19 protein-coding genes are annotated in these 20,980 nt (G+C 64.2%); 11 read left to right on the top strand and 8 right to left on the bottom strand.

Translation table 11 applies throughout. From position 1 onward, the window contains the following. Positions 1 to 34 precede the first annotated feature (34 nt). Together BM186_RS21510 and BM186_RS21505 are read right to left on the bottom strand one after the other, a co-directional pair. Positions 35 to 1,813, bottom strand: a complete 1,779-nt coding sequence (locus BM186_RS21510; RefSeq protein ID WP_074918240.1) for an acyl-CoA dehydrogenase C-terminal domain-containing protein — start codon at positions 1,811 to 1,813, stop codon at positions 35 to 37. A gap of 279 nt (positions 1,814 to 2,092) precedes the next feature. Then, positions 2,093 to 2,956, bottom strand: coding sequence for an MBL fold metallo-hydrolase (locus tag BM186_RS21505; protein ID WP_074918238.1), 864 nt, complete (start codon positions 2,954 to 2,956; stop codon positions 2,093 to 2,095). Between the two features lie 102 nt (positions 2,957 to 3,058). Here BM186_RS21505 and BM186_RS21500 point away from each other — a divergent pair, with 102 nt between their 5' ends. The 3 genes from BM186_RS21500 to BM186_RS21490 all read left to right on the top strand — a co-directional run bounded on the left by BM186_RS21500 (position 3,059) and on the right by BM186_RS21490 (position 6,288). Next, entirely contained in the window at positions 3,059 to 3,958 is a 900-nt protein-coding gene (locus BM186_RS21500; RefSeq protein WP_074918236.1) for a LysR family transcriptional regulator, read from the top strand. Positions 3,959 to 4,038: 80 nt separating this feature from the next. After that, positions 4,039 to 5,400 (top strand): putative bifunctional diguanylate cyclase/phosphodiesterase, encoded by a 1,362-nt coding sequence (locus tag BM186_RS21495; RefSeq protein WP_074918234.1) that lies wholly within the window; start codon positions 4,039 to 4,041, stop codon positions 5,398 to 5,400. 231 nt (positions 5,401 to 5,631) lie between these two features. Continuing rightward, entirely contained in the window at positions 5,632 to 6,288 is a 657-nt protein-coding gene (locus tag BM186_RS21490) for a TIGR04211 family SH3 domain-containing protein (protein ID WP_072425499.1), read from the top strand. A gap of 37 nt (positions 6,289 to 6,325) precedes the next feature. On the opposite strand, the gene BM186_RS21485 is transcribed toward BM186_RS21490, so the two are convergent. From BM186_RS21485 to ubiM, 6 genes are all read right to left on the bottom strand, one after another. Then, complete coding sequence (locus tag BM186_RS21485; protein WP_074918232.1) at positions 6,326 to 7,231, bottom strand: LysR family transcriptional regulator; 906 nt, start codon at positions 7,229 to 7,231, stop codon at positions 6,326 to 6,328. Between the two features lie 12 nt (positions 7,232 to 7,243). Further along, on the bottom strand, positions 7,244 to 7,498 hold the full coding sequence (locus tag BM186_RS21480; protein WP_074918230.1) for a hypothetical protein: 255 nt from the start codon (positions 7,496 to 7,498) through the stop codon (positions 7,244 to 7,246). A gap of 30 nt (positions 7,499 to 7,528) precedes the next feature. After that, complete coding sequence (locus BM186_RS21475; protein WP_072425496.1) at positions 7,529 to 8,302, bottom strand: SDR family oxidoreductase; 774 nt, start codon at positions 8,300 to 8,302, stop codon at positions 7,529 to 7,531. A 106-nt stretch (positions 8,303 to 8,408) separates the two neighbouring features. Further along, positions 8,409 to 8,642: a cbb3-type cytochrome oxidase subunit 3 gene (locus BM186_RS21470; protein WP_074918228.1), complete on the bottom strand. Its 234-nt coding sequence runs from the start codon at positions 8,640 to 8,642 to the stop codon at positions 8,409 to 8,411. After that, entirely contained in the window at positions 8,632 to 10,065 is a 1,434-nt protein-coding gene (gene ccoN / locus BM186_RS21465; RefSeq protein ID WP_074918226.1) for a cytochrome-c oxidase, cbb3-type subunit I, read from the bottom strand. Before ccoN ends, BM186_RS21470 begins: the two co-directional genes overlap by 11 nt. A gap of 155 nt (positions 10,066 to 10,220) precedes the next feature. Next, positions 10,221 to 11,393 carry a 5-demethoxyubiquinol-8 5-hydroxylase UbiM gene (ubiM, locus tag BM186_RS21460; RefSeq protein ID WP_074918225.1) on the bottom strand — a complete coding sequence of 391 codons (1,173 nt, stop codon included), beginning with the start codon at positions 11,391 to 11,393 and terminating at the stop codon, positions 10,221 to 10,223. A gap of 293 nt (positions 11,394 to 11,686) precedes the next feature. Here ubiM and BM186_RS21455 point away from each other — a divergent pair, with 293 nt between their 5' ends. The 8 genes from BM186_RS21455 to BM186_RS21420 all read left to right on the top strand — a co-directional run bounded on the left by BM186_RS21455 (position 11,687) and on the right by BM186_RS21420 (position 20,927). Next, positions 11,687 to 12,673: a glucokinase gene (locus BM186_RS21455; RefSeq protein WP_074918223.1), complete on the top strand. Its 987-nt coding sequence runs from the start codon at positions 11,687 to 11,689 to the stop codon at positions 12,671 to 12,673. A gap of 45 nt (positions 12,674 to 12,718) precedes the next feature. Then, positions 12,719 to 13,453: a response regulator gene (locus BM186_RS21450; RefSeq protein ID WP_074918221.1), complete on the top strand. Its 735-nt coding sequence runs from the start codon at positions 12,719 to 12,721 to the stop codon at positions 13,451 to 13,453. Next, the gene (locus tag BM186_RS21445) at positions 13,443 to 14,885 is read left to right on the top strand and encodes an ATP-binding protein (protein WP_074918219.1); all 1,443 of its coding nucleotides are present in this window, start codon (positions 13,443 to 13,445) and stop codon (positions 14,883 to 14,885) included. The genes BM186_RS21450 and BM186_RS21445 overlap by 11 nt, the downstream gene beginning before the upstream one ends. Positions 14,886 to 15,084: 199 nt before the next feature. Continuing rightward, entirely contained in the window at positions 15,085 to 16,338 is a 1,254-nt protein-coding gene (locus tag BM186_RS21440; RefSeq protein ID WP_074918217.1) for an ABC transporter substrate-binding protein, read from the top strand. A 259-nt stretch (positions 16,339 to 16,597) separates the two neighbouring features. After that, complete coding sequence (locus tag BM186_RS21435) at positions 16,598 to 17,506, top strand: carbohydrate ABC transporter permease (RefSeq protein ID WP_072425488.1); 909 nt, start codon at positions 16,598 to 16,600, stop codon at positions 17,504 to 17,506. Between the two features lie 19 nt (positions 17,507 to 17,525). Further along, positions 17,526 to 18,377, top strand: a complete 852-nt coding sequence (locus BM186_RS21430; protein WP_093051393.1) for a carbohydrate ABC transporter permease — start codon at positions 17,526 to 17,528, stop codon at positions 18,375 to 18,377. Between the two features lie 24 nt (positions 18,378 to 18,401). Continuing rightward, a complete protein-coding gene (locus BM186_RS21425; RefSeq protein WP_072425486.1) occupies positions 18,402 to 19,547 on the top strand; it encodes an ABC transporter ATP-binding protein in 1,146 nt (381 codons plus the stop codon). Positions 19,548 to 19,688: 141 nt separating this feature from the next. Then, positions 19,689 to 20,927 (top strand): maltoporin, encoded by a 1,239-nt coding sequence (locus BM186_RS21420; protein ID WP_072425485.1) that lies wholly within the window; start codon positions 19,689 to 19,691, stop codon positions 20,925 to 20,927. Positions 20,928 to 20,980: the final 53 nt, after the last annotated feature.

Below are 20,980 nucleotides of genomic sequence, written 5' to 3'. Positions count from 1 at the left end.
GTCGGATTGCGCAGCTTGTCAGTGCCGCCTGCGATCAGGCGGCGAACTCCTCGTCAGTGAAGGCCATCAGTGTCGCCTTGCCTGCCTTGATCTCGCTGAGCAGGGCGTCGGTTTCTGGCAGGATGCGGGCCATGAAGAAATCGGCGGACTTGATCTTGGCCGCATAGAAATGGGTTTCCGAACTGCCGGCATCGAGTTGGCGCTGGGCCAGCTGGGCTTGTTGCGACCACAACCAGGCCAGGCTGGTCAGGCCGAACAGGCGTAGATAGGGCGTTGCCGCTGCCGCAGCCTGCTCCGGGTCCTTGCTGCCTTCGCTGGCCAGCCACAGGGTGGCCTGCTGCAGTTGCTTCAACGCCTGGGTCACCGCAGTGGCATGCGGGGCATCGGCATTGTTCTTGAGCCAGCCTTCGACCAGGGCGAAAAACGCGCGCACGGCGCGACCGCCTCCGAGTGCGAGCTTGCGACCAACCAGATCGAGCGCCTGGATGCCGTTGGTGCCTTCGTAGATACGGGTGATGCGGCTGTCGCGCACCAGTTGCTCGATCCCCCAGTCTTCGGTGAAACCGGAGCCGCCCAGCACCTGCAGGCCCTCGTTGGCGCAGGTGAAGCCTTCATCGGTGAGGAAGGCCTTCACCACCGGTGTGAGCAATTGCACCAGATCGTCGGCGCGGCTGCGCGTTTCGGCATCTTCGGCGCCGTGGGCGATGTCCTGCTGCAGGCCGGCGAAGTAAGCGAGGGCGCGGCAGCCTTCGATCATCACCTTCTGCCGCAGCAGCATGCGCCGTACGTCCGGGTGCACGGTGATCGGGTCGGCCGGTTTGTCGGCGGCCTTGGGCCCGGAGATGGAGCGGCTCTGCAAGCGTTCGCGAGCGAAGCCCAGGGCGATCTGGTAGGCGCTTTCGGCCACGCCCAGACCCTGCATGCCGACCATCAGGCGCGCCGAGTTCATCATGGTGAACATGCAGCTCAGGCCCTTGTTCGGCTCGCCGATCAGCCAACCCTTGGCACCTTCGAAATTCATCACGCAGGTGGCCGAGCCCTTGATGCCCATCTTGTGCTCCAGGCCGCCACAGAAGGCCGGGTTGCGGCTGCCGTCCTCCAGTACCTTGGGCACGAGGAACAGGGAGATACCTTTGACGCTGTCCGGTGCGTCCGGCAGCTTGGCCAGCACCAGGTGGACGATGTTGTCGACCAGATCGTGCTCGCCGCCGGTGATCCAGATCTTGGTGCCGGTGATGGCATAGCTGCCATCGGCCTGCGGCACGGCGCGGGTGCGGATCAGGCCAAGGTCGGTGCCGCACTGCGCTTCGGTCAGGCACATGGTGCCGGTCCACTCGCCGCTTATCAGGCGCGGCAGATAGGTCGCCTGCTGCTCGGGCGTGCCATGGCTGGTCAGGGCGTTGATGGCGCCGTGGGTCAGGCCGGGGTACATGCCGAGCGACAGGTTGGCCGAGCAGGTCATCTCCTCGACCAGCATGTTGAGTACGTGGGGCAGGCCCTGGCCGCCGAACCGAGGCGTGCAGGCCAGTGCCGTCCAGCCGCCTTCGGCGAAGTGCTGATAGGCGGCCTTGAAACCGTCGGGGGTGCGCACGCTGCGGGTCTGCGGGTCGTACTGGCAGCCCTGCTTGTCACCGGGGCCATTGAGGGGTGCGAGTACGTTCTCGGCCAGCTTGGCCGCTTCTTCGAGAATTGCGCCGCCGAGGTCGGCAGTGAGCTCACGCTGTTCGGGCAGCGTTTGCAGCAGGGTATAGGCGTCGAGCAATTCTTCGAACACGAAGCGCATGTCACGCAGCGGAGCACGGTAGGACGGCATGTCGATTTACCCAAAGCTGTACAAGGTTTATTTGTGTACAGTTTTTGTATAGCCGTTTGCCCTTCTTTGCAAGCCCTTTCGTGCACGTTCGTGCAATGGCTGCCGAGTCACGCCGGCGCTTGTGCGGGCTGTACAGGTTTTGCCGGTCCTGAAACGGCAACGCCCGACAGGTCAGAGACGCTGTCAGGCGTATGCATCACGGGTGCGACCATCAGGGCAGGAGGCGACCCTGATGTTCGACAAGGGCGCTAACGTGGCCGCGTCAGGCAGCGCAACGCTTCAAGGCCACTGCATCTCGCCCTTGAGTACCTTGGCGCTCAGCTCCAGGCTGCTGTCATCCTGCAGCCCTGGAAAGCGTGCCTTCATCGCCGTGATCAGCGCCTGGGCGTCCTTGGCTTTCGGCAGTTCCTGCTCCAGAGCCCGCAGGTAGTCGCGGGTGAAGCGCAGGTCGGCCAGATCCATCGCCGGCTCGCCCAGGTAGTGGCCTGGCACCAGGCTGGTCGGTTGCAGGGCTTCGAGTTCATCCAGCGACTTCAGCCAGCTTTGCCGAGCCCCGACGCTCTGCGCGTCAGCCACCCATAGGTGGATGTTGGCGCTGGTCAGCACGCCGCCGACCACGGCCTTGATGCCGGGAATCCACAGGCTGGTGTGTTGCGGGTCATGGCCGACCACCTCGATACGCTGGCCTTCCAGCTGCAGCTGATTGCCCTGCAGGGCTCCGGGCACAACGGTACGGGCCGGCGCGCTATCCTTGAGAATCGGCCCCCAGTAAGCCAGCTTGGGCGCGCGGGTCTTCTCGATATAGGCGACGGTGGCCGGCGTGGCCAGCACCTTGGCTTCGGGGTAGGCGCGGGTCAGAACGTCGAGGCCGAAGTAGAAATCCGGGTCGCCATGGCTGATGAAGATGGTGGTCAGGCGCTTGCCGCTGGCGCGGATACGTTCGACCAGTTCCTGCGCCTCATCGTTGGAGAACTGCGCATCCACCAGGATGGCGTCCTTCTCGCCGCTGATCAGGGTCGAGCTGACAGGAAATACAGCGGCTTCACGCGGGTTGTAGGTGTCCAGTGTCAGCGACTGGGCGAGGGCGCCGCTGGCAGCGGCGAGCAGGCCGAGGCCGGCGATAAAACGGGTGACGTGGGACATGAACGATCTCCAGGCAGATAGGGTGCGGCGCATCTTATGCGCTACCTGTCGAGCGAAAATCCCCGTAAGCTGGCCATATTTGTTGCATGAATCGAGCGAATCATGGATCGACTGATGGCGGCGCGGGTGTTCGTCGAGGTACTGGAGCGGGGCAGTCAGACGGCCGCTGCCGAGGCGCTGGACATGTCGCGGGCGATGGTTTCGCGCTACCTCGCCGAGCTGGAAGCCTGGTCCGGTGTGCGCCTGTTGCACCGCAGCACACGGCGCTTGAGCCTGACAGCGGCCGGCGAGCAGATGCTGCCGCAGTGCCGCGAGATGTTGGCCCTGGCCGAGCGTATGCAGGCAATCGGCCGGGGGGTGGACGATACGCCGCGCGGCACCCTGCGTATCACCTGCAGCCAGTCCTTCGCCCAGGCCTGGCTGGTGCATGCGCTGCAGGCCTTCATCGAGCGTTACCCGCAGGTCAACGTCGACCTGCTGGTGGGCAGCGAAGCGGTCAATCTGGTGGAGGCGCGCATCGACCTGGCGCTGCGCATTACCAATCAGCTCGATCCGAATCTGATCGCGCGGCGCCTGGCTGTGTGCCGCTCGGTGGTCTGTGCCAGCCCGGATTACCTGGCGCGACACGGCACACCGCAGCGCCCGGAGGATCTGGCCCGACATAACTGCCTGGCTTACGCCTACTTCGGCCGCAGCCTGTGGGAGTTCGAGCATCGAGGGGAGGCGAGTGCGGTTTCGGTGTCCGGCAGCCTCAGCGCCAACGAGTCGATGGTGCTGCTGGAAGCGGCGCTGGCGGGTGCCGGTATCAGCCTGCAACCGCTGTATTCGGTCGAAGCTTTGCTACGCGAAGGACGCCTGGTGCAGCTTCTGGCGGATTACCGGCCGCCGGAGCTGGGCATCCATGCCCTGTACGGCACCCGTCGACAGATGCTGCCGGCGATGCGCCTGCTGCTGGACTTCATTGCCGAACGGCTGGCCAGCGAGGCGCACTGGCAGCATTAACAGGCTGTTAAAAGCTGCGTCGGAAACTTGCATTCGGCCAGGCACCTTCAAGAATGAAGTGATCGGATCAGGATTTCACCATGCCATCACTCTCGAGCTTCGGCAGGCGCGTTCGCAAACTCTGGCATGGTGCAGACCTGGCTCTGGTAGGCCAGCGCCGCGAGCGGCGCATGCGCATGCTGTCGAGTCTGGTGATGATCGTGATGGGCCTGCTCTGGGGGCTGTTCTTTTCCTCTCGCGGCTACTGGGCCATCGTCATCATGGATGTGGCCATCATCCTCAGCGGTGTGGCGGTCTTCGCCCTGACGCTGCGCAACCAGGCCCGCAGCGCCAACCTCATTCTGTTCGGTGCGCTGATCCTCATCGTCGTCGCCTCGACCCTGCTGCTCGACCCGCCGACCCTCATGGCGCCGCGTGCGACACATCTCTATCTGCTACCGGTGGCTGTCGGCGCGTTGATGGCCTTCCGCGATGAGCCCATGTGGCTGCGTTACGGCATGTCCCTGTTCTGCCTGTTGCTGTTCGTCGCCCTGGCCGCGTCCAACTGGCGGCCCACCGATCTCTATGCGCTGCCGGACGACGTGCGCATCGTCGGTTCCTGGGTGCAGGGCTTCGCTGCCATGGCGCTGTTCTTTCTGCTCCTGCATATCCTGCAGAGCGACACCGCCGAGCGCTCGGAGCTGGATCGCGACCTGCGCGCGGCCATTCGCGAGCAACAGTTCGTGCTGTATTACCAGCCGCAGCTCAATGGTGCCGGGCGGGTCATCGGCGCCGAGTTGCTGATTCGCTGGCAGCACCCGCAACGCGGTCTGTTGGCACCTGGCGAGTTCATCGACCACGCCGAGAATACCGGGCTGATCATCCCCATTGGCCAGTGGGTGCTGGAGCAAACGGCCGCGCAGCTGCGCCGGTGGAAGGATGACCCGCTCTTCGGCGACCTGGGCCTGGCGGTGAACATCAGCCAGAAGCAGTTCTCGCAAAACAGTTTCGTCGCCGAAATTCTCGGCCTGATCGGGCGCCACGGTATCGATGCCCGGCGCCTGGAACTGGAGTTGACCGAGACGCTGATCGTGCATGACATGGAGGACCTCACGCGCAAGATGACGGCGCTGGTCGAACATGGTGTGCGCTTCTCGCTGGATGACTTCGGTACCGGCTTTTCTTCCCTAAGCCACCTCAAGCGCCTGCCGCTGAGCAAACTGAAAATCGACCGTTCGTTCATCTGCGACGTGCTCACCGATGCCAACAGCGAAACCATCGTGCGCACGGTGATCGCGCTAGGGCAGAGCATGGGTATGACGGTGATCGCCGAGGGCGTGGAAACCGAGGCGCAACGTAGGTTTCTGGCGGACAACGGTTGCAGTCAGTTCCAGGGATATCTGCTAGGTCGGCCGATGCCGTTGGCGGATTTCTCTACCTTCGTTCAGCGCCACAACGGCTGACGCCACCTTCCGTCCATCTACCATCTCCTGCCTGGAGTGAACTCCAGGCAAGTGGCCAATGTCTGTCTGCTGTCGGCCCGTACCGGCAGGAATAGATGGCTATTGGCCGCTAGTGTGGCGTCTACGTCGCGGATTCTGCCTGGATCATGCTTGAGCGTGTTGTTCAGCGCGTGGCCGGCAACGTCCATCCCGTTTGCCGGGTTCGTCTGACTGCCACGTGAAGATCGCCCCATGTTTTTATCTCGTCATGCTCCACTCCAACCTCGCATTCTCAGTGCCTGCCTGCTGCTCGGTGGCCTGCTCGGCGGCGCACAACCGTCTCTGGCCGAAGAAACGTCTGGCAACCAGCGCTGGGTCAGCGACAGCCTGAATACCTACGTGCGCAGTGGCCCTACCGATGGCTACCGCATCGTCGGCACCCTGGTTTCCGGGGAGAAAGTGGAGCTGTTGCGCACCCAGGGCGACTATAGCCAGGTGCGTAGCGCCAGCGGCAGCAGCGTCTGGATTCCCAGCCGCGACCTGCAGTCGGTGCCAGGCCAGGCCGAGCGCCTGCCGCAACTGGAACAGAAAGTCGCCGACCTCAGCGCTGAGCTCAAAGGCATCGACGACGCCTGGAAGGTGCGTGTGCAAGGCATGCAGGAAACCCTCGATTCGCGCAAGAAACTCATCGACGAGCTGCAGGCCGCCCGCGGCGCGCTGGATGCCGAGCTGACCACCACCCGTTCGCAGCTGCGCGATGCCCAGGCACAACTGGGTGAGGAACAGCAGCAGGTGCTGATGCGCTACATGGCCTATGGCGGCAGCATCGCCGGCGCCGGGCTGTTGCTCGGGCTGATTCTGCCGACCATGCTGCGGGTCAAGCGCAAACGCAATGATCAGTGGGTGTAGCGCCTCGATGCGCGGCAGAACATAAACAGGTTCTGAATCATTCCAGATGGGGCGCCATCAACTGCTCCAGCCACTCTATCAGCACCGCCAGGCGCCTTGAGCGCTGGCGGCGGTGCGGGTAGAGCAGGGCGATCGGCATGGCGGCGGCACGCTGCTGCGGCATCACCTCCAGCAGTTCGCCCGAAGCCAGCAGGTGCTGCACGTCGAAGCGCGGAATCTGGATCAGGCCCAGGCCGGCCAGGCAGCAGGCGATGTAGTTCTCCGCGTTATTGACGATCACGCGGCTGGCCGGGCGCAGTTCGCACTGCTCGCCATTGTCGTCGACATATTCCCAGGGCATCTCGCGGCCGCTGGTGGGTGAGGCGTAGCCGACCATCCAGTGGCTGCCTTCCAGGTCATCGGCCTGCTGCGGCTCGCCATGTTCACGCAGGTAGGCCGGGCTGGCGCAGTTGATCAGTGCCAGGTTGCCCAGCTGTCGCGCCGCCAGGCTGCTGTCGCTGAGCGTGCCGACGCGCAGCACGCAGTCGACGCCCTCCTTGACCAGGTCGATAGCGCGGTCGGTCGAACTCAGCAGCAGTTGCAATTGCGGATGGCGACGCAGCAGGTTCGGTAGCGCCGGTGCGATCAGGCGCCGGGCGATGCGGCTGGGCACGTCGATCTTCAAGCGTCCACTGACCTGGCTGCCGGTTCCTTGCGCGCTCTGCTCGATGTCCTCGGCCAGTGCCAGCAACTCGCGAATGCGTTCGAGCAGTTGGCTGCCATCGGGCGTCAGGCGCACGTTGCGTGTGGTGCGGTGCAGCAGGCGAACGCCCAACTGACTTTCCAGTTGCTGCAACGCCGCCGATACCGAGGCGCGTGGCAGTTCCAGAGCATTGGCCGCCTTGATGAAGCTGCCCATCTCGGCGATCTGCAGGAAAACGCGGTACTGCTCGAGTTTGTCCATTGTTCTACCTGTTCAACCGGCTCGTCGCAGCCACCACCAGGCGAGCCAGGCGGCAGCCGCGGGAACGCCGAACAGCACGGCATGGATCGGCAGTTCCTCGGCCAGGGTATAACCATGGGCAAGCCCGGTGCGCAGATTGAGCGCGCAGACGCCCAACCACAACAGGGTGAACAGCGTGACAGCCAGTGTGCGCTGCGCCGCCGGTGCGAAGCGCAATGCCAGGGCCGCCAGCGCCAGGCCAACTACCACCAGAATCAGGGTTCGCATCCGCCCACCTCCCGGGCTATCTCCAGTTGCTTACTTAGTGGTATAGCCGCCATTGATCAGAATTGTCTGCCCAGTGATCCACCAGCCATCGCTGACCAGGTGACGGATGAAGGGCACCACGTCCTCTATATCGGTCAGGCCGGTCTTGGAGAAGGGCGACAGCGCCGCCGCACTCTTGTGGTAGGCCACCGCATCGGCGCCTTCCTGGCCGTAGAAGAAGGGTGTATCCATCGGGCCTGGGCCGACGGCGGTGACCGAGATACCGCGTGCGCCGAATTCCTTGGAGGCTGCTCGGGTGTAGTGCTCCACTGGCGCCTTGGTACCGGCGTAGGCGGCGTAGAAGGGGGTGTAGGCGCCCAGTAGCGAGGTCACCAGGGTGCAGATCTTGCCGTTGTCCTTGACGTGCTTGCCGGCTTCCTTGAGGAAGAAGAACGCTGACTTGGAGTTGACTGCGGTCATCTCGTCGTACTCAGCTTCGCTGATCTCGCTGAAAGGCTTCTTCAGCACCTTGCCCACTGTGTTGATGGCGATATCTGGGCGGCCGACGGCGGCCACCGCATCGGCGAAGAGTTTCTCCACGGCGGCGGCGCGCGTCAGGTCGCCCTGCAGCGCCACGGCCTTGGCACCGAGCTGCTGCACTGCTTGCACGGTGGCGTCGGCCTCCGCCTTGCTGGCTGCGCTGTTGTAGTGAATGACCACCGCACTGGCGCCGTGCGTGGCCAGATCGCGGGCCAGCAGCCCGCCGAGGTTCTTGCCGCCACCGGCGATGAGTACCGTCTTGCCTGCAATGGAATGATCGACCATGAGATGTCTCCCGACTCGGGTTGAGGAAACCCGAGTCTAGGTAGCCATCCGGCTCTGATCAGCGCCTCGTTTCTGGATGCATTGTCCAGAAATGGCGACCAATGTTTCAGAATTCCTGGCGTCCGAGATGCTCGCAGTGCCCGTCACAGGTACCGGGACAGGCGCAGCCGCGGGTGCTGCGCCCGGTGTCACGTTCGACCCGGCGCGCCACTTCGGGATCGTCGGCGAAGGGCAGCATCGTCGCCTCGTCGAGGTCGCGCTGGCTGCCGCGCCCCAGGCTGAGTTGCACGCCGAGAAAGAACACCATCACTGCGATCATCCACCAGGCTTCAGCCGGCATGGGCGGGGTCTCCGGCATCGTGCCGCTCGGTGGTCGGGCTGCGCAGGGTCAGCCAGGTGTTGAGGGCCATCAGCAGCATGCCGGTGAGGAAGCACAGGCCGCCGACCAGGCGCACCACGAAGCCGGGGTGGCTGGCCTCCAGTGCCTCGACGAAGGAGTAGGTGAGGGTGCCGTCCTCGTTGACCGCTCGCCACATCAGGCCCTGGGTGATGCCGTTGACCCACATCGAGGCGATGTACAGCACGGTGCCGATGGTGGCCAGCCAGAAGTGCGCGTTGATCATGCCGGTGCTGTACATGCCATCGCGGCCGAAGACCTTCGGAATCAGGTGATAGAGCGAGCCGAAGGTGATCATCGCGACCCAGCCCAGTGCACCGGCATGTACGTGGCCGATGGTCCAGTCGGTGTAGTGGGACAGGGCGTTGACGGTCTTGATCGCCATCATCGGGCCTTCGAAGGTGCTCATGCCGTAGAAGGCCAGGGACACCACCAGAAAGCGCAGGATCGGGTCGGTGCGCAGCAGGTGCCAGGCGCCGGACAGCGTCATCATGCCGTTGACCATGCCGCCCCAGCTCGGCGCCAGGAGGATGATCGACATCACCATGCCGAGGCTCTGCGCCCAGTCAGGTAGCGCGGTGTAGTGCAGGTGGTGCGGGCCGGCCCAGATGTACAGGGTGATCAGCGCCCAGAAATGCACGATGGACAGGCGGTAGGAGTACACCGGCCGGTTCACCTGCTTGGGCACGAAGTAATACATCATCCCGAGGAAACCGGTGGTGAGGAAGAAGCCCACCGCGTTGTGCCCGTACCACCATTGCACCATGGCATCGGTGGCGCCCGAATACACCGAGTAGGACTTGAACCAGCTCACTGGCACCGACAGGTGGTTGACGATGTGGAGCATGGCGATGACCAGGATGAAGGCGCCGAAGAACCAGTTGCCGACGTAGATATGGCGGGTCTTGCGGCGGGTCAGGGTGGTGAAGAAGACGATGCCGTAGGCGACCCAGACGATGGCCATCCACACCGCGCCGGTGAATTCGATCTCGGCGTACTCCTTGGTGGTGGTCAGGCCCATGGGCAGGGTGACCAGCATGATCAGGATGGTCGCCTGCCAGCCCCAGAAGGTGAAGGCGGCCAGCCTGTCGGAGAACAGCCGCGTCTGGCAGGTGCGCTGCACCGCGTAGTAACTGGCGGCGAACTGGGCACTACCGGCAAAGCCGAAGATCACCAGGCTGGTGTGTAGCGGGCGCAGGCGCCCGAAACTCAGCCAGGGCGTGTCGAAGTTCAGTTCCGGCCAGACCAGTTGGGCGGCGATGAGCACGCCGGTGCACATGCCCACCACGCCCCAGAAGAGGGTCATCAGGGTGAACTGGCGGACGACCTTGTAGTTGTAGGCCGGGTGGGGAGCAGCAGATTGCATCGCGTTAACCTTCCATACAGATGCGGGCGCAGCCGCGCGAGTGGCGAAACTGTAGGGAGGCGGGGCAAAACAAAACAGACTCAGAAACTGCTGTCTGATGCGTATCAGATGAGGTTGGCCGGTTGCGCGCCGAGTCCGGCGCGCTTGCGGGAGTTTCAGGCTTGGGCGGTCAGATGACGGGCGATGCCCTTCTTCAACGGCAACAGACCCTGCGCCACGCGCAGGCCGGCGCCGCGCAGCAGGCGCGCCGGTAAACGGTCGTTGGTATACAGCTCCACCAGCAGGTTGGTGGCCTGGTACAGCGGCCAGGTGGCCAGGCGTAGCTGGCGCTCGTAGCGCGCCAATGGCGCAGTCGCACCGATGTCCTGGCGTTTGCCGTGAGCGGCCAGCAGTGCGTCGCTGAGCAGTTGCACGCCGATCAGGCCGAAGTTGAAACCATGCGCGGTGACCGGGTGCATGCCGACGGCGGCATCGCCGAGCAGGGCGCAGCGGGTGCCGACCATGCGCCGCGCATAGGCGCCCACCAGCGGATAGGCGTGGCGGCTGCTGACCAGTTGCATGGCGCCCAGGCGGCGGTCGAAGCGCTGCTGCATCTCGCGGGTGAAGATCGCTTCGTCCAGTTTCTGCAGGCGTTCTATCTCGCGCGGTGGCAGGGTCAGCACCACCGACGACTGCCGGCCGTTTAGCGGTAGCAGGGCCAGGGTCTGGCCATAGCCGAACCATTCCCAGGCTATCTGTTGATGATCCTGTTCGTGCTGCATGCGGCACACCAGCATGGTCTTGGCGAAGTCCTTGAGCTGCGCGCCGATGCCGAGCTGGCGGCGGGTTTCCGAGAAGCGGCTGTCGGCAGCGACCAGCATGCGTGGTTGTAGCACCTGGCCATCCTGCAGCACCAGCTTCATCTCGTTCTGGCTTTGCTCGATGGCGCGCACGCTGGTTTCGCACAGCAATTGCACATCGGCGCAGTCGCTCAGGGCCTGATAGGCGGCGCGGCGAATGGCCTGGTTGGCCACCAGATGGCCGAGGCGCTCGGCGCCGGCCTGTTCGGCGCGGATCTTCAACGCGAACAGCGAGGGGCCGTTGAACACCTGGGCATCGCGCAGTACGGCAACGTCTTCGCCGGGCAGGCGCGCCCACAGACCGAGGCGTTCGAGCAGCGCCTGCGAGCCATGGGTGAGGGCGATCTCGCGGCCATCGAAGGCCGGTTCGGCCAGTGCCTGCTCGGCCTGGCGCTCCAGCACCACGATGGACAGGCCGTGCCCGGACAAGGCGCGGGCCAGGCAAAGGCCAGCCGGGCCGGCGCCGACGATGACGATATCGGGTGACATGCTGCTCTCCTTGCGAACTCGGAAAGGGCCGAGTCTAGGGCGCAGGATGGCTGCAGATATTGTCCGGGATCATGCCGGGTGCTGAATCTGTTGTGCGAGGCGAGGGCTATGATCTGGCATTAAATATTGTTGTTATTACAACTTTGAGCGGGTTGATAGGCGTAATTTTCGGGTTTACTGTGATGCGCGTTGTCTGAACTACAAAAATAATTCGGGTTTGGAGTCGATGCCATGCATCCTCACTTTTCTGCAGTTGCCGATCAGCGAACGGCCTTCGCTCAGGAGACGTTCTCGTGAAACTGGCTCTGGTCGGCGATATCGGTGGTACCAACGCACGCTTTTCCCTGTGGCGTGACGAGCAACTGGAGGCGGTGCAGGTTCTGCCGACCGCCGATTTCGAAGGGCCGGAGCAGGCCATCGTCGCCTATCTGCACACCCAGGGGCTGCAGCCGGGGTCCATCGGCTCGGTATGCCTGGCCTGCGCCGGGCCGGTCAGCGGCAACCTGTTCCGCTTTACCAACAATCACTGGCGTATCGACCGTACGGCGTTCTGCGAGGCATTGCAGATCGACGGCTTGCTGATGATCAACGACTTCTCCGCCATGGCCCTGGGCATGACCCGCATCGCCGAGCATGAGCGCGTGCAGGTATGCCCAGGCGAGCCGCAGACAGACCGTCCGGCCTTGGTGATCGGCGCCGGCACCGGTCTGGGCGTCGGTACGCTGCTGGAGCAGGCCGATGGCCGCTGGCTGGTGCTGCCGGGCGAGGGTGGTCACGTTGATCTACCCATCGGCAGCCCGCGTGAGGCCGAGCTTTGGCAAATTCTTTATCGGCAACTGGGCCACGTGCGCGCCGAAGACGTGCTCAGTGGCAATGGTCTGCTGGTGCTGTATCGGGCCATCTGTGAGCTGGACGGTCAGCCTTTGCAGCACGCGACGCCAGCGGCCATCACTACCGCAGGCCTGGCCGGCGAGCCCGTTGCCGCCGAGGTGCTGGAACAGTTCAGTTGCTGGCTCGGCCGCGCTGCTGGCAACAATGTCCTGACGTTGGGCGCGCGCGGTGGGGTGTATATCGTCGGCGGCGTGGTGCCGCGTTTCGCCGAGCGTTTTCTTGCCAGCGGTTTTGCCAAGAGTTTCCGCGACAAGGGTTGCATGAGCCATTACCTTGACGGCATCCCGGTGTGGCTGGTGACGGCCGAGTACCCCGGCCTGACCGGCGCCGGCGTGGCCTTGCAACAGGCGGCGGAACGTAGTCCGGATGCAATCCGGGAGAACCCTTGATAGAGCCCCGGATTTACACAGCCATAACAACAAAGGTGGCGGACCATGAGCCAGCCCGGCAAATCGATTCTGCTGGTCGATGACGACCAGGAAATTCGCGAACTGCTCGATACCTACCTGAGCCGTGTCGGCTTTCAGGTGCGCGCCGTGGCTGACGGCGCCGCCTTCCGCCAGAGCCTGTGTGCGGAGTCGGCCGACCTGGTCATCCTCGATGTGATGCTGCCCGACGAGGACGGCTTCAGCCTGTGCCGCTGGGTGCGTGAACACCAACGCTTCGCCCAGGTGCCGGTGATCATGCTCACCGCCAGCTCCGACGAAGCCGACCGCGTGATCGGCCTGGAGCTGGGCGCCGATGACTATCTTGGCAAGCCGTTCAGCCCGCGCGAGCTGCTGGCGCGAATCAAGGCCTTGCTGCGCCGCGCGCAATTCACTCAGGAGCGTAGCGGCGAGGTGCTGGCCTTCGATGACTGGCGCCTGGATATGGTCAGTCACCGGCTGTTTCATCGTGACGGCGAGGAGGTGATTCTGTCCGGCGCCGACTTCGCCCTGCTCAAGCTGTTTCTCGACCACCCGCAGCAGATTCTCGACCGCGACACCATCGGCAATGCCACCCGTGGCCGTGAGGTGATGCCGCTCGAGCGCATCGTCGACATGGCTGTCAGTCGTCTGCGTCAGCGCCTGCGCGATACCGACAAGCCGCCGCGGCTGATCCGCACCGTACGGGGTAGCGGCTACCAACTGGCGGCCACGGTCAGCCTGCAGGCAGGCGATGGGCGTTAACCCGCGGCGCTGGCTGCCGCGCTCGCTGCTCGGGCGCATGCTGCTGCTCACCCTGCTGGCGATCCTCGCGGCGCAGACCCTGTCCAGCGTGATCTGGCTGTCGCAACTACGCGCCACCCAGCTCGAAGGCCTGGTCACTACGGCGCGCAGCCTGGCGCATTCGATGTCGGCCAGCGTGCGTTACTTCCGTTCGCTGCCGGTGAATTACCGGCCGCTGGTGCTCGATCAGTTACGCAGCATGGGCGGCACGCGCTTCGTGGTCAGCCTCAATGACCGACCGTTACAGATGAAGTTGCTGCCGACCACGCCGCGTAAGCAGGTTGTGACCGAATCGGTGACCGAAGTGCTGCGCCAGGCGCTGGGCAGCGCCGCGGACATTTCGGTGACCTTCGTCAGCCCGGACGATCTGCGCATCTTCAATGGCGGCCTGAAACTCGACGAACTGCCGCGTTCCTGGGCGCATTACGCGCTGACCCTGGAGCCGGTCAATCCTCCGGTGCTGGTGACGCAGATCCAACTGGCACCAGGCGAATGGCTGTATATCGCCTCGTTGCTGCCCGAGCCCTACACCAGCCTGGAGGAACCCATCCTGCCGACCCAGCAGCTGTGGTTCATTCTCCTGACCACGGCCTTCCTGCTGCTGTTCATCGGCTTGCTGGTGCATCTGCAGAGCCGCCCGCTTAAGCGCCTGGCACGCACCGCGCGGCACATGTCGCTGGGCGCCGAGGTGGAGCCGGTGGCCGAAGGCGGAGGCCGTGAGGTGGTCGAGGTAGCCCGCGCCTTCAACGCCATGCGCGAACGCATCAGCCGCTACCTGACCGAACGCAGCCAGCTGTTCAGCGCCATTTCCCATGACCTGCGCACGCCTATCACGCGCTTGCGTCTGCGTGTCGAACTGCTCGACGACGAAAGCCTGCAAAGCAAGTTCGGCCGCGATCTGGACGATCTGGAGCTGCTGGTCAAAGGCGCGCTGCAATGCGTGAAGGACACCGACATCCACGAGAACATCGAGCCGGTGGACCTCAACCACCTGCTGCATGGGTTGACCGAACCCTACCTCGGCTCGGGCCGCGTCACCCTCGATGGTGCCGCGCGTGATCTGTATCCCGGCAAGCCGCTGGCGCTGCGCCGCTGCATTGGCAACCTGCTGGACAACGCACTGAAGTACGGCGAGCGCGCGCACCTGCACATCGAGGACGACGCCGAGGCGTTCGTCCTGCATGTCGATGACGAGGGGCCGGGCGTGCCCGAGCAGAAGCTCGAGCAAGTGTTCGAGCCGCATTTCCGTCTGGCCAGCCAGCAGCAGGGCTACGGCATGGGACTCGGTATTGCGCGCAACCTTGCACATAGCCATGGCGGCGAGCTGAGCCTGCGTAACCTGCGCGATGGAGGGCTGTGCGTCACCCTCTGGTTGCCGCGCCAGAGCCGTTGAGTGCAGCCGTGGGCCGCGCCGCACAACTGCAGCGCGCGTGCCGCTGCGCTGCATGTCACCGGCTCGCGGCGCTTTGTAACGACCTGGTGACTATCCAATACCCTTTGTTACCCCCAGGGCTCTGGGGGCTGGGTAGACTCGTTCGCAATGCAAGCACCACGACTTGCTCGCGAATAACAACAACAAGGTGTCTTATCCCATGAAAGCGATCTCTCGCCTGTCCTGTGCCATCTCCCTCGCTGTTCTGCTGCCCCTGTCTGCCACTGCCGGTGAAGTCGAAGTGCTGCACTGGTGGACCTCCGGTGGCGAAAAGCGCGCCGCCGATACCCTGCAGAAACTGGTCGAAGCCCAGGGCCATAAATGGAAGGATTTCGCCGTGGCCGGTGGTGGTGGTGAAGCGGCCATGACCGTGCTGAAGACCCGCGCCGTGTCCGGCAACCCGCCCGCCGCGGCGCAGATCAAGGGCCCGGACATTCAGGAGTGGGGCGAGCTGGGCCTGCTTGCCGACCTCAACGACGTCGCTGCCGAGCAGAAGTGGGATGACCTGCTGCCACCGCAGGTGATCGAGGTGATGAAGTACCAGGGCGACTACGTGGCGGTGCCGGTCAACGTGCACCGGGTCAACTGGCTGTGGATCAACCCGCAAGTGTTCGAAAAGGCTGGCGCCACGCCGCCGACCACCCTCGACGAATTCTTCGCCGCTGCCGACAAGCTCAAGGCGGCCGGCTTCATCGCCATCGCCCATGGCGGCCAGCCCTGGCAGGACGGCACCGTGTTCGAAGACCTGGCCTTCAGCATTCTCGGCCCCGAGGGCTTTCGCAAGGCCTTCGTCGAGCTGGATCGCGACACCCTGACCGGCGACAAGATGGTCGAGGTGTTCGTCGCCCTGCAGAAGCTGCGCGGCTATATCGACGCCGACGCCGCCGGACGCGACTGGAACAGCGCCACCGCGATGGTGATCAACGGCAAGGCCGGCATGCAGATCATGGGCGACTGGGCCAAGAGCGAATGGACTGCCGCCGGCAAGGTCGCCGGCAAGGACTACCAGTGCCTGGCCTTCCCCGGCACCCAGGGCAGCTTCGCCTTCAACATCGACTCGCTGGCCATGTTCAAACTGAACAATGCCGACAACCGCAAGGCCCAGGAAGACCTGGCGCGCACGGTGATGGGCAACGAGTTCCAGGAGTTCTTCAACCAGAACAAGGGCTCGATCCCGGTGCGCATGGATCAGGATATGAGCAGCTTCGACGCCTGCGCGCAGAAGTCCATGGCCGACTTCAAGGAGGCCGCCGCCGATGGCGGTCTGCAGCCGAGCCTGGCCCACGGCATGGCCGCCTCCAGCTACGTGCAGGGCGCGGTGTTCGACGTGGTGACCAACTTCTTCAACGATCCCAAGGCGGACCCGAAGCGCGCCGCCCAGCAACTGGCGGCGGCGATTCAGGCGGTGCAGTGAGTGACGAGGCCGCATAGCCGGCCCTTACCGTAGGGCGGGGCAACCCGCCGCTTTCAAGCCTTCTATCCCTGGCGCATGCCCGCAGGCACGCGCCACGGGATCGGCCGCACCGCGCTTTTCTCCCCTCTCCCTTTGGGAGAGGGGCCGGGGGTGAGGGATACGGGCAACTCGGATTTTTCGGTGCGCCGCTGCCCCTCACCCCAACCCTCTCCCGAGGGAGAGGGGGCCGACCATGCAACCCGTAACAACGGAGTCAACCATGAGTTCAAACGCAGTCATCACCAAAGCCTCACCGCTGGATGCCCTGCAGCGCTGGCTGCCCAAGCTGGTGCTGGCGCCGAGCATGGTCATCGTGCTGGTGGGCTTCTACGGCTACATCGGCTGGACCTTCCTGCTGTCGTTCACCAACTCGCGCTTCATGCCCGGCTACAACTTCGTCGGGCTGCAGCAGTACGCGCGGCTGTGGGACAACGATCGCTGGTGGGTGGCGAGCCAGAACCTGCTGGTGTTCGGTGGCCTGTTCATCGCCATCAGCCTGATCATCGGCGTGTTCCTGGCGGTGCTGCTGGATCAGCGCATCCGCCGCGAAGGCTTTATCCGCACCATCTTTCTCTACCCCATGGCACTGTCGATGATCGTCACCGGCACTGCCTGGAAGTGGCTGCTCAACCCTGGTCTGGGTCTGGACAAACTGCTGCGTGACTGGGGCTGGGAGGGCTTTCGCTTCGACTGGCTGGTGGACCCGGATCGCGTCGTCTACTGCCTGGTGATGGCCGCCGTGTGGCAGTCCTCGGGGTTCGTCATGGCGCTGTTCCTCGCCGGCTTGCGCAGCGTCGATCAATCGATCATCCGTGCCGCTCAGGTCGATGGTGCCAGCCTGCCGAGCATCTACCTGCGCATCGTGCTGCCGAGCCTGGGCCCGGTGTTCTTCAGTGCGCTGATGATCCTCGCGCATATCGCCATCAAGAGCTTCGACCTGGTCGCTTCGATGACCGCCGGCGGCCCCGGCTACGCCTCCGACCTGCCGGCGATGTTCATGTACGCCCACACCTTCACCCGCGGCCAGATGGGCCTCGGCGCCGCCAGCGCGATGCTGATGCTCGGCGCGGTGCTGGCGATTCTGGTGCCCTACCTGTATTCCGAACTGCGAGGCAAACGCCATGACTGATTCTGTACTCGACGCGCGCATGGCACCGCGCCCGCTGGCGCGAGGGAAGGCATTCAGCTTCAGCCGCCTGGCCATCCACGCCACCCTTATCCTGGCCTGCGCGGTGTACCTGGTGCCGCTGTTGGTGATGTTGCTGACCAGCTTCAAGACCCCCGACGACATCCGCAGCGGTAACCTGCTGTCGATCCCGGACGTGTTCACCCTGATAGGTTGGGTCAAGGCCTGGGACGGCGTCGGCGGCTACTTCTGGAACTCGGTGAAGATCACCATCCCGGCGGTGCTGATCTCCACGTTGCTTGGCGCGCTGAACGGCTACGTGCTGGCCATGTGGCGCTTTCGCGGCTCGCAGCTGTTCTTCGGCCTACTGCTGTTCGGCTGCTTCCTGCCGTTCCAGGTGATCCTGCTGCCGGCGTCCTTCACCCTCGGCCAGCTCGGCCTGGCCAATACCACCGAAGGCCTGGTGCTGGTGCATGTGGTCTACGGCCTGGCCTTCACCACGCTGTTCTTCCGCAACTTCTACGTGAGCATTCCCGAGGCGCTGGTGCGCGCCGCGCGCCTCGATGGCGCCGGATTCTTCACCATCTTCGGGCGGATTCTGCTGCCTATGTCGGTGCCAATCATCATGGTCAGCCTGATCTGGCAGTTCACCCAGATCTGGAACGACTTCCTCTTCGGCGTGGTGTTCGCCAGCGGCGACACCCAGCCGATCACCGTGGCGCTGAACAACCTGGTCAACACCAGCACCGGGGCCAAGGAATACAACGTCGACATGGCCGCCGCGATGATCGCCGGGCTGCCCACGCTGCTGGTCTACATCCTCGCCGGTAAATACTTCCTGCGCGGTCTCACTGCCGGCTCGGTGAAAGGCTGATGCCTTCAAGATTGGAGAAATGAAATGGCTACCCTCGAACTGCGCAACGTCAACAAATCCTACGGCAGCGGCCTGGCGGACACCCTGAAGAACATCGAACTGGCCATCGACTCCGGTGAGTTCCTGATCCTGGTCGGCCCCTCCGGCTGCGGCAAATCCACCCTGATGAACTGTATCGCCGGCCTGGAGGACATCAGCGGCGGGGCGATTCTGGTGGACGGCGCCGACATCAGCGGCATGAGCCCGAAGGATCGCGACATCGCCATGGTGTTCCAGTCCTACGCGCTGTACCCGACCATGACGGTGAAGGACAACATCGCCTTCGGTTTGAAGATGCGCAAATTGCCGCCGGCCGAGATCGAGGCGGAGGTGGCGCGCGTGGCCAAGCTGCTGCAGATCGAGCACCTGCTGGCGCGCAAGCCCGGCCAGCTCTCCGGTGGCCAGCAGCAGCGTGTGGCCATGGGCCGAGCGTTGGCGCGGCGGCCGAAGATCTACCTGTTCGATGAACCGCTGTCGAACCTCGACGCCAAGCTGCGCGTGGAGATGCGCACCGAAATCAAGCTGATGCACCAGCGTCTGAAGACCACCACGGTGTACGTCACCCATGACCAGATCGAGGCCATGACCCTGGGCGACAAGGTGGCGGTGATGAAGGACGGCATCATCCAGCAGTTCGGCACCCCGCAGGAAATCTACAACGACCCGGCCAACCAGTTCGTCGCCAGCTTTATCGGTTCGCCGCCGATGAACTTCATCCCGCTGCGCACGCAGGTGCGCGATGGTCAGTGCTTCGGTCTGCTCGACTCCGGGCAGGCGCGCTGCGAGTTGCTGTTGGGCGCGGCGGCGGAGCTGGAAGGGCGCGAGCTGATCCTCGGCGTGCGTCCTGAGCAGATTCAGCTGGCTGGCGCCGCTGCAGCGCAGCCGAGCCTGCGCGCCGAGGTCGAAGTGGTCGAGCCGACTGGCCCCGACACCCTGGTGTTCGTCAGCCTCAACCAGACCAAGGTGTGCTGCCGCCTGGCGCCGGACGCCGCGCCGCAAGCCGGCGCCAGCCTGGATCTGCAGTTCGATCCGGCGCGCGTGCTGTTGTTCGACGCCACTAGCGGCGAGCGCCTGCGCCCGGGAAAGCGTCAGGCCACTGACAGCAAGGTGGCCCAGTTCAAGCTCGGTTAGCCGTGTAGCCAGGATGCAATCCGGGGGCTGCCCAATAACCCCCTCGGATTGCATCCGCGCTACAGCTCCTCGAGACAACGAAGAACCGCCGCTGCGGCGGTAATCCGCAGCATCGCTCAATAAAAACAATCAGGAGCAACGATGAAGACCACACAGCAAACCCTCACCTGTTCTGTCGGCGTTCCCTGCCTGCTGGCATTGGCTTTCGCCACGCCGCAGGCCCAGGCCCTCGAGTTCACCGGCTACGTACGCAGCGGCATCGGCGGGGCGGATACCGGCGGCACACAGCAGTGCTTCCAGTTACCGGGCGCGCAGTCCAAGTACCGCCTGGGTAACGAGTGCGAGCAGTACATCGAACTGGACCTGCGCCAGGACCTGTTTCGCCTGGATGATGGCTCGGTGATCAGCGTCGAGGGCATGGCCCAGCTCTACAACCAGTACGGTCATACGCCGAAATTCACCGGTGATTACGGCTTCGCGCGGATGAACCAGATGTACGCCGAGTGGAGCAACATGCCGGCACTCAATGGCGGTTCGCTGTGGGCCGGGCGCCGCTTCTACAAGCGTAACGACATCCACATCACCGACTTCTACTACTGGAACCAGAGCGCCACTGGTTTTGGTATCGACGAGATGAAGATCGGCGACCTCAAGTACAGCTACGTGTTCTCGCGCAAGGACAACTACGACCAGGAGCCCTACATAAACCGCCACGATTTCAATGTCGGCGGCTTCCAGGTCAACCCCGGCGGCGAGCTGGAAGTGGGCGTCAGCTACATCGACAAGCCGGACAGCACCGACGCGAACAGCGGCTGGGCGGTGAGCGCACAACACAAACAGCAGGACTTCCTCGGCGGGGTCAACACCGTCGCCCTGCAATACGGGCGCGGGCCGGGTACCGGTCTGGGTTATACCGGCGACCCGACGCTCGACAGCAGTAACCGCAGCTGGCGTCTGGTGGAATTCTTCGACTTCCAGATGACCCCGCGCCTCGGCGGTCAGGTGCAGCTGGTCTACCAGAAGGACAAGCGCCCGGATGGCGCGGACCAGAACTGGCTGTCCATCGGCGGGCGTACCAGCTATGCCTTCACCGAGCAGTTCAAGCTGGTCGGCGAGATTGGCCGCGACCAAGTCGAGGCGCCCGGCGGTACACGCAAACTGACCAAGTTCACCATTGCGCCGACCTGGTCACCATCGGGCCCCGGTTTCTGGGAGCGTCCGGAAATTCGCCTGTACTACACCTACGCCAGCTGGAACCGAGCCGCGCAGCAGGCCGCCAACCTGCTGGCCGACGGCTCGGCATTGTCCGAGAACGGCGCCTTCGGCAGCGCACGCAACGGCTCCAATTTCGGCGTGCAGGTAGAGTACTGGTGGAAGTAGAGCGCTCGTAGGATGTGCCCGCTTTAAATCAGTCGGTGCGCACGGCGCACCCT

This window comes from Ectopseudomonas toyotomiensis (assembly GCF_900115695.1).
GTDB classification, from domain to species: Bacteria; Pseudomonadota; Gammaproteobacteria; order Pseudomonadales; family Pseudomonadaceae; genus Aquipseudomonas; species Aquipseudomonas toyotomiensis.
The sequence above is the reverse complement of the archived record's forward strand: the minus strand, read 5'-3'. Positions and strand labels throughout refer to the sequence as shown.

What these genes read in the sequence shown, in the direction of transcription:
- BM186_RS21430 (WP_093051393.1), top strand. Translation starts at nt 17,526, where the DNA reads ATGGCACCGCGCCCGCTGGCGCGAGGGAAGGCATTCAGCTTCAGCCGC.
- BM186_RS21490 (WP_072425499.1), top strand. Translation starts at nt 5,632, where the DNA reads ATGTTTTTATCTCGTCATGCTCCACTCCAACCTCGCATTCTCAGTGCC.
- BM186_RS21485 (WP_074918232.1), bottom strand. Translation starts at nt 7,231, where the DNA reads ATGGACAAACTCGAGCAGTACCGCGTTTTCCTGCAGATCGCCGAGATG.
- BM186_RS21480 (WP_074918230.1), bottom strand. Translation starts at nt 7,498, where the DNA reads ATGCGAACCCTGATTCTGGTGGTAGTTGGCCTGGCGCTGGCGGCCCTG.
- BM186_RS21425 (WP_072425486.1), top strand. Translation starts at nt 18,402, where the DNA reads ATGGCTACCCTCGAACTGCGCAACGTCAACAAATCCTACGGCAGCGGC.
- BM186_RS21475 (WP_072425496.1), bottom strand. Translation starts at nt 8,302, where the DNA reads ATGGTCGATCATTCCATTGCAGGCAAGACGGTACTCATCGCCGGTGGC.
- ccoN (WP_074918226.1), bottom strand. Translation starts at nt 10,065, where the DNA reads ATGCAATCTGCTGCTCCCCACCCGGCCTACAACTACAAGGTCGTCCGC.
- BM186_RS21510 (WP_074918240.1), bottom strand. Translation starts at nt 1,813, where the DNA reads ATGCCGTCCTACCGTGCTCCGCTGCGTGACATGCGCTTCGTGTTCGAA.
- BM186_RS21470 (WP_074918228.1), bottom strand. Translation starts at nt 8,642, where the DNA reads ATGCCGGCTGAAGCCTGGTGGATGATCGCAGTGATGGTGTTCTTTCTC.
- ubiM (WP_074918225.1), bottom strand. Translation starts at nt 11,393, where the DNA reads ATGTCACCCGATATCGTCATCGTCGGCGCCGGCCCGGCTGGCCTTTGC.
- BM186_RS21500 (WP_074918236.1), top strand. Translation starts at nt 3,059, where the DNA reads ATGGATCGACTGATGGCGGCGCGGGTGTTCGTCGAGGTACTGGAGCGG.
- BM186_RS21445 (WP_074918219.1), top strand. Translation starts at nt 13,443, where the DNA reads ATGGGCGTTAACCCGCGGCGCTGGCTGCCGCGCTCGCTGCTCGGGCGC.
- BM186_RS21435 (WP_072425488.1), top strand. Translation starts at nt 16,598, where the DNA reads ATGAGTTCAAACGCAGTCATCACCAAAGCCTCACCGCTGGATGCCCTG.
- BM186_RS21450 (WP_074918221.1), top strand. Translation starts at nt 12,719, where the DNA reads ATGAGCCAGCCCGGCAAATCGATTCTGCTGGTCGATGACGACCAGGAA.
- BM186_RS21420 (WP_072425485.1), top strand. Translation starts at nt 19,689, where the DNA reads ATGAAGACCACACAGCAAACCCTCACCTGTTCTGTCGGCGTTCCCTGC.
- BM186_RS21495 (WP_074918234.1), top strand. Translation starts at nt 4,039, where the DNA reads ATGCCATCACTCTCGAGCTTCGGCAGGCGCGTTCGCAAACTCTGGCAT.
- BM186_RS21440 (WP_074918217.1), top strand. Translation starts at nt 15,085, where the DNA reads ATGAAAGCGATCTCTCGCCTGTCCTGTGCCATCTCCCTCGCTGTTCTG.
- BM186_RS21505 (WP_074918238.1), bottom strand. Translation starts at nt 2,956, where the DNA reads ATGTCCCACGTCACCCGTTTTATCGCCGGCCTCGGCCTGCTCGCCGCT.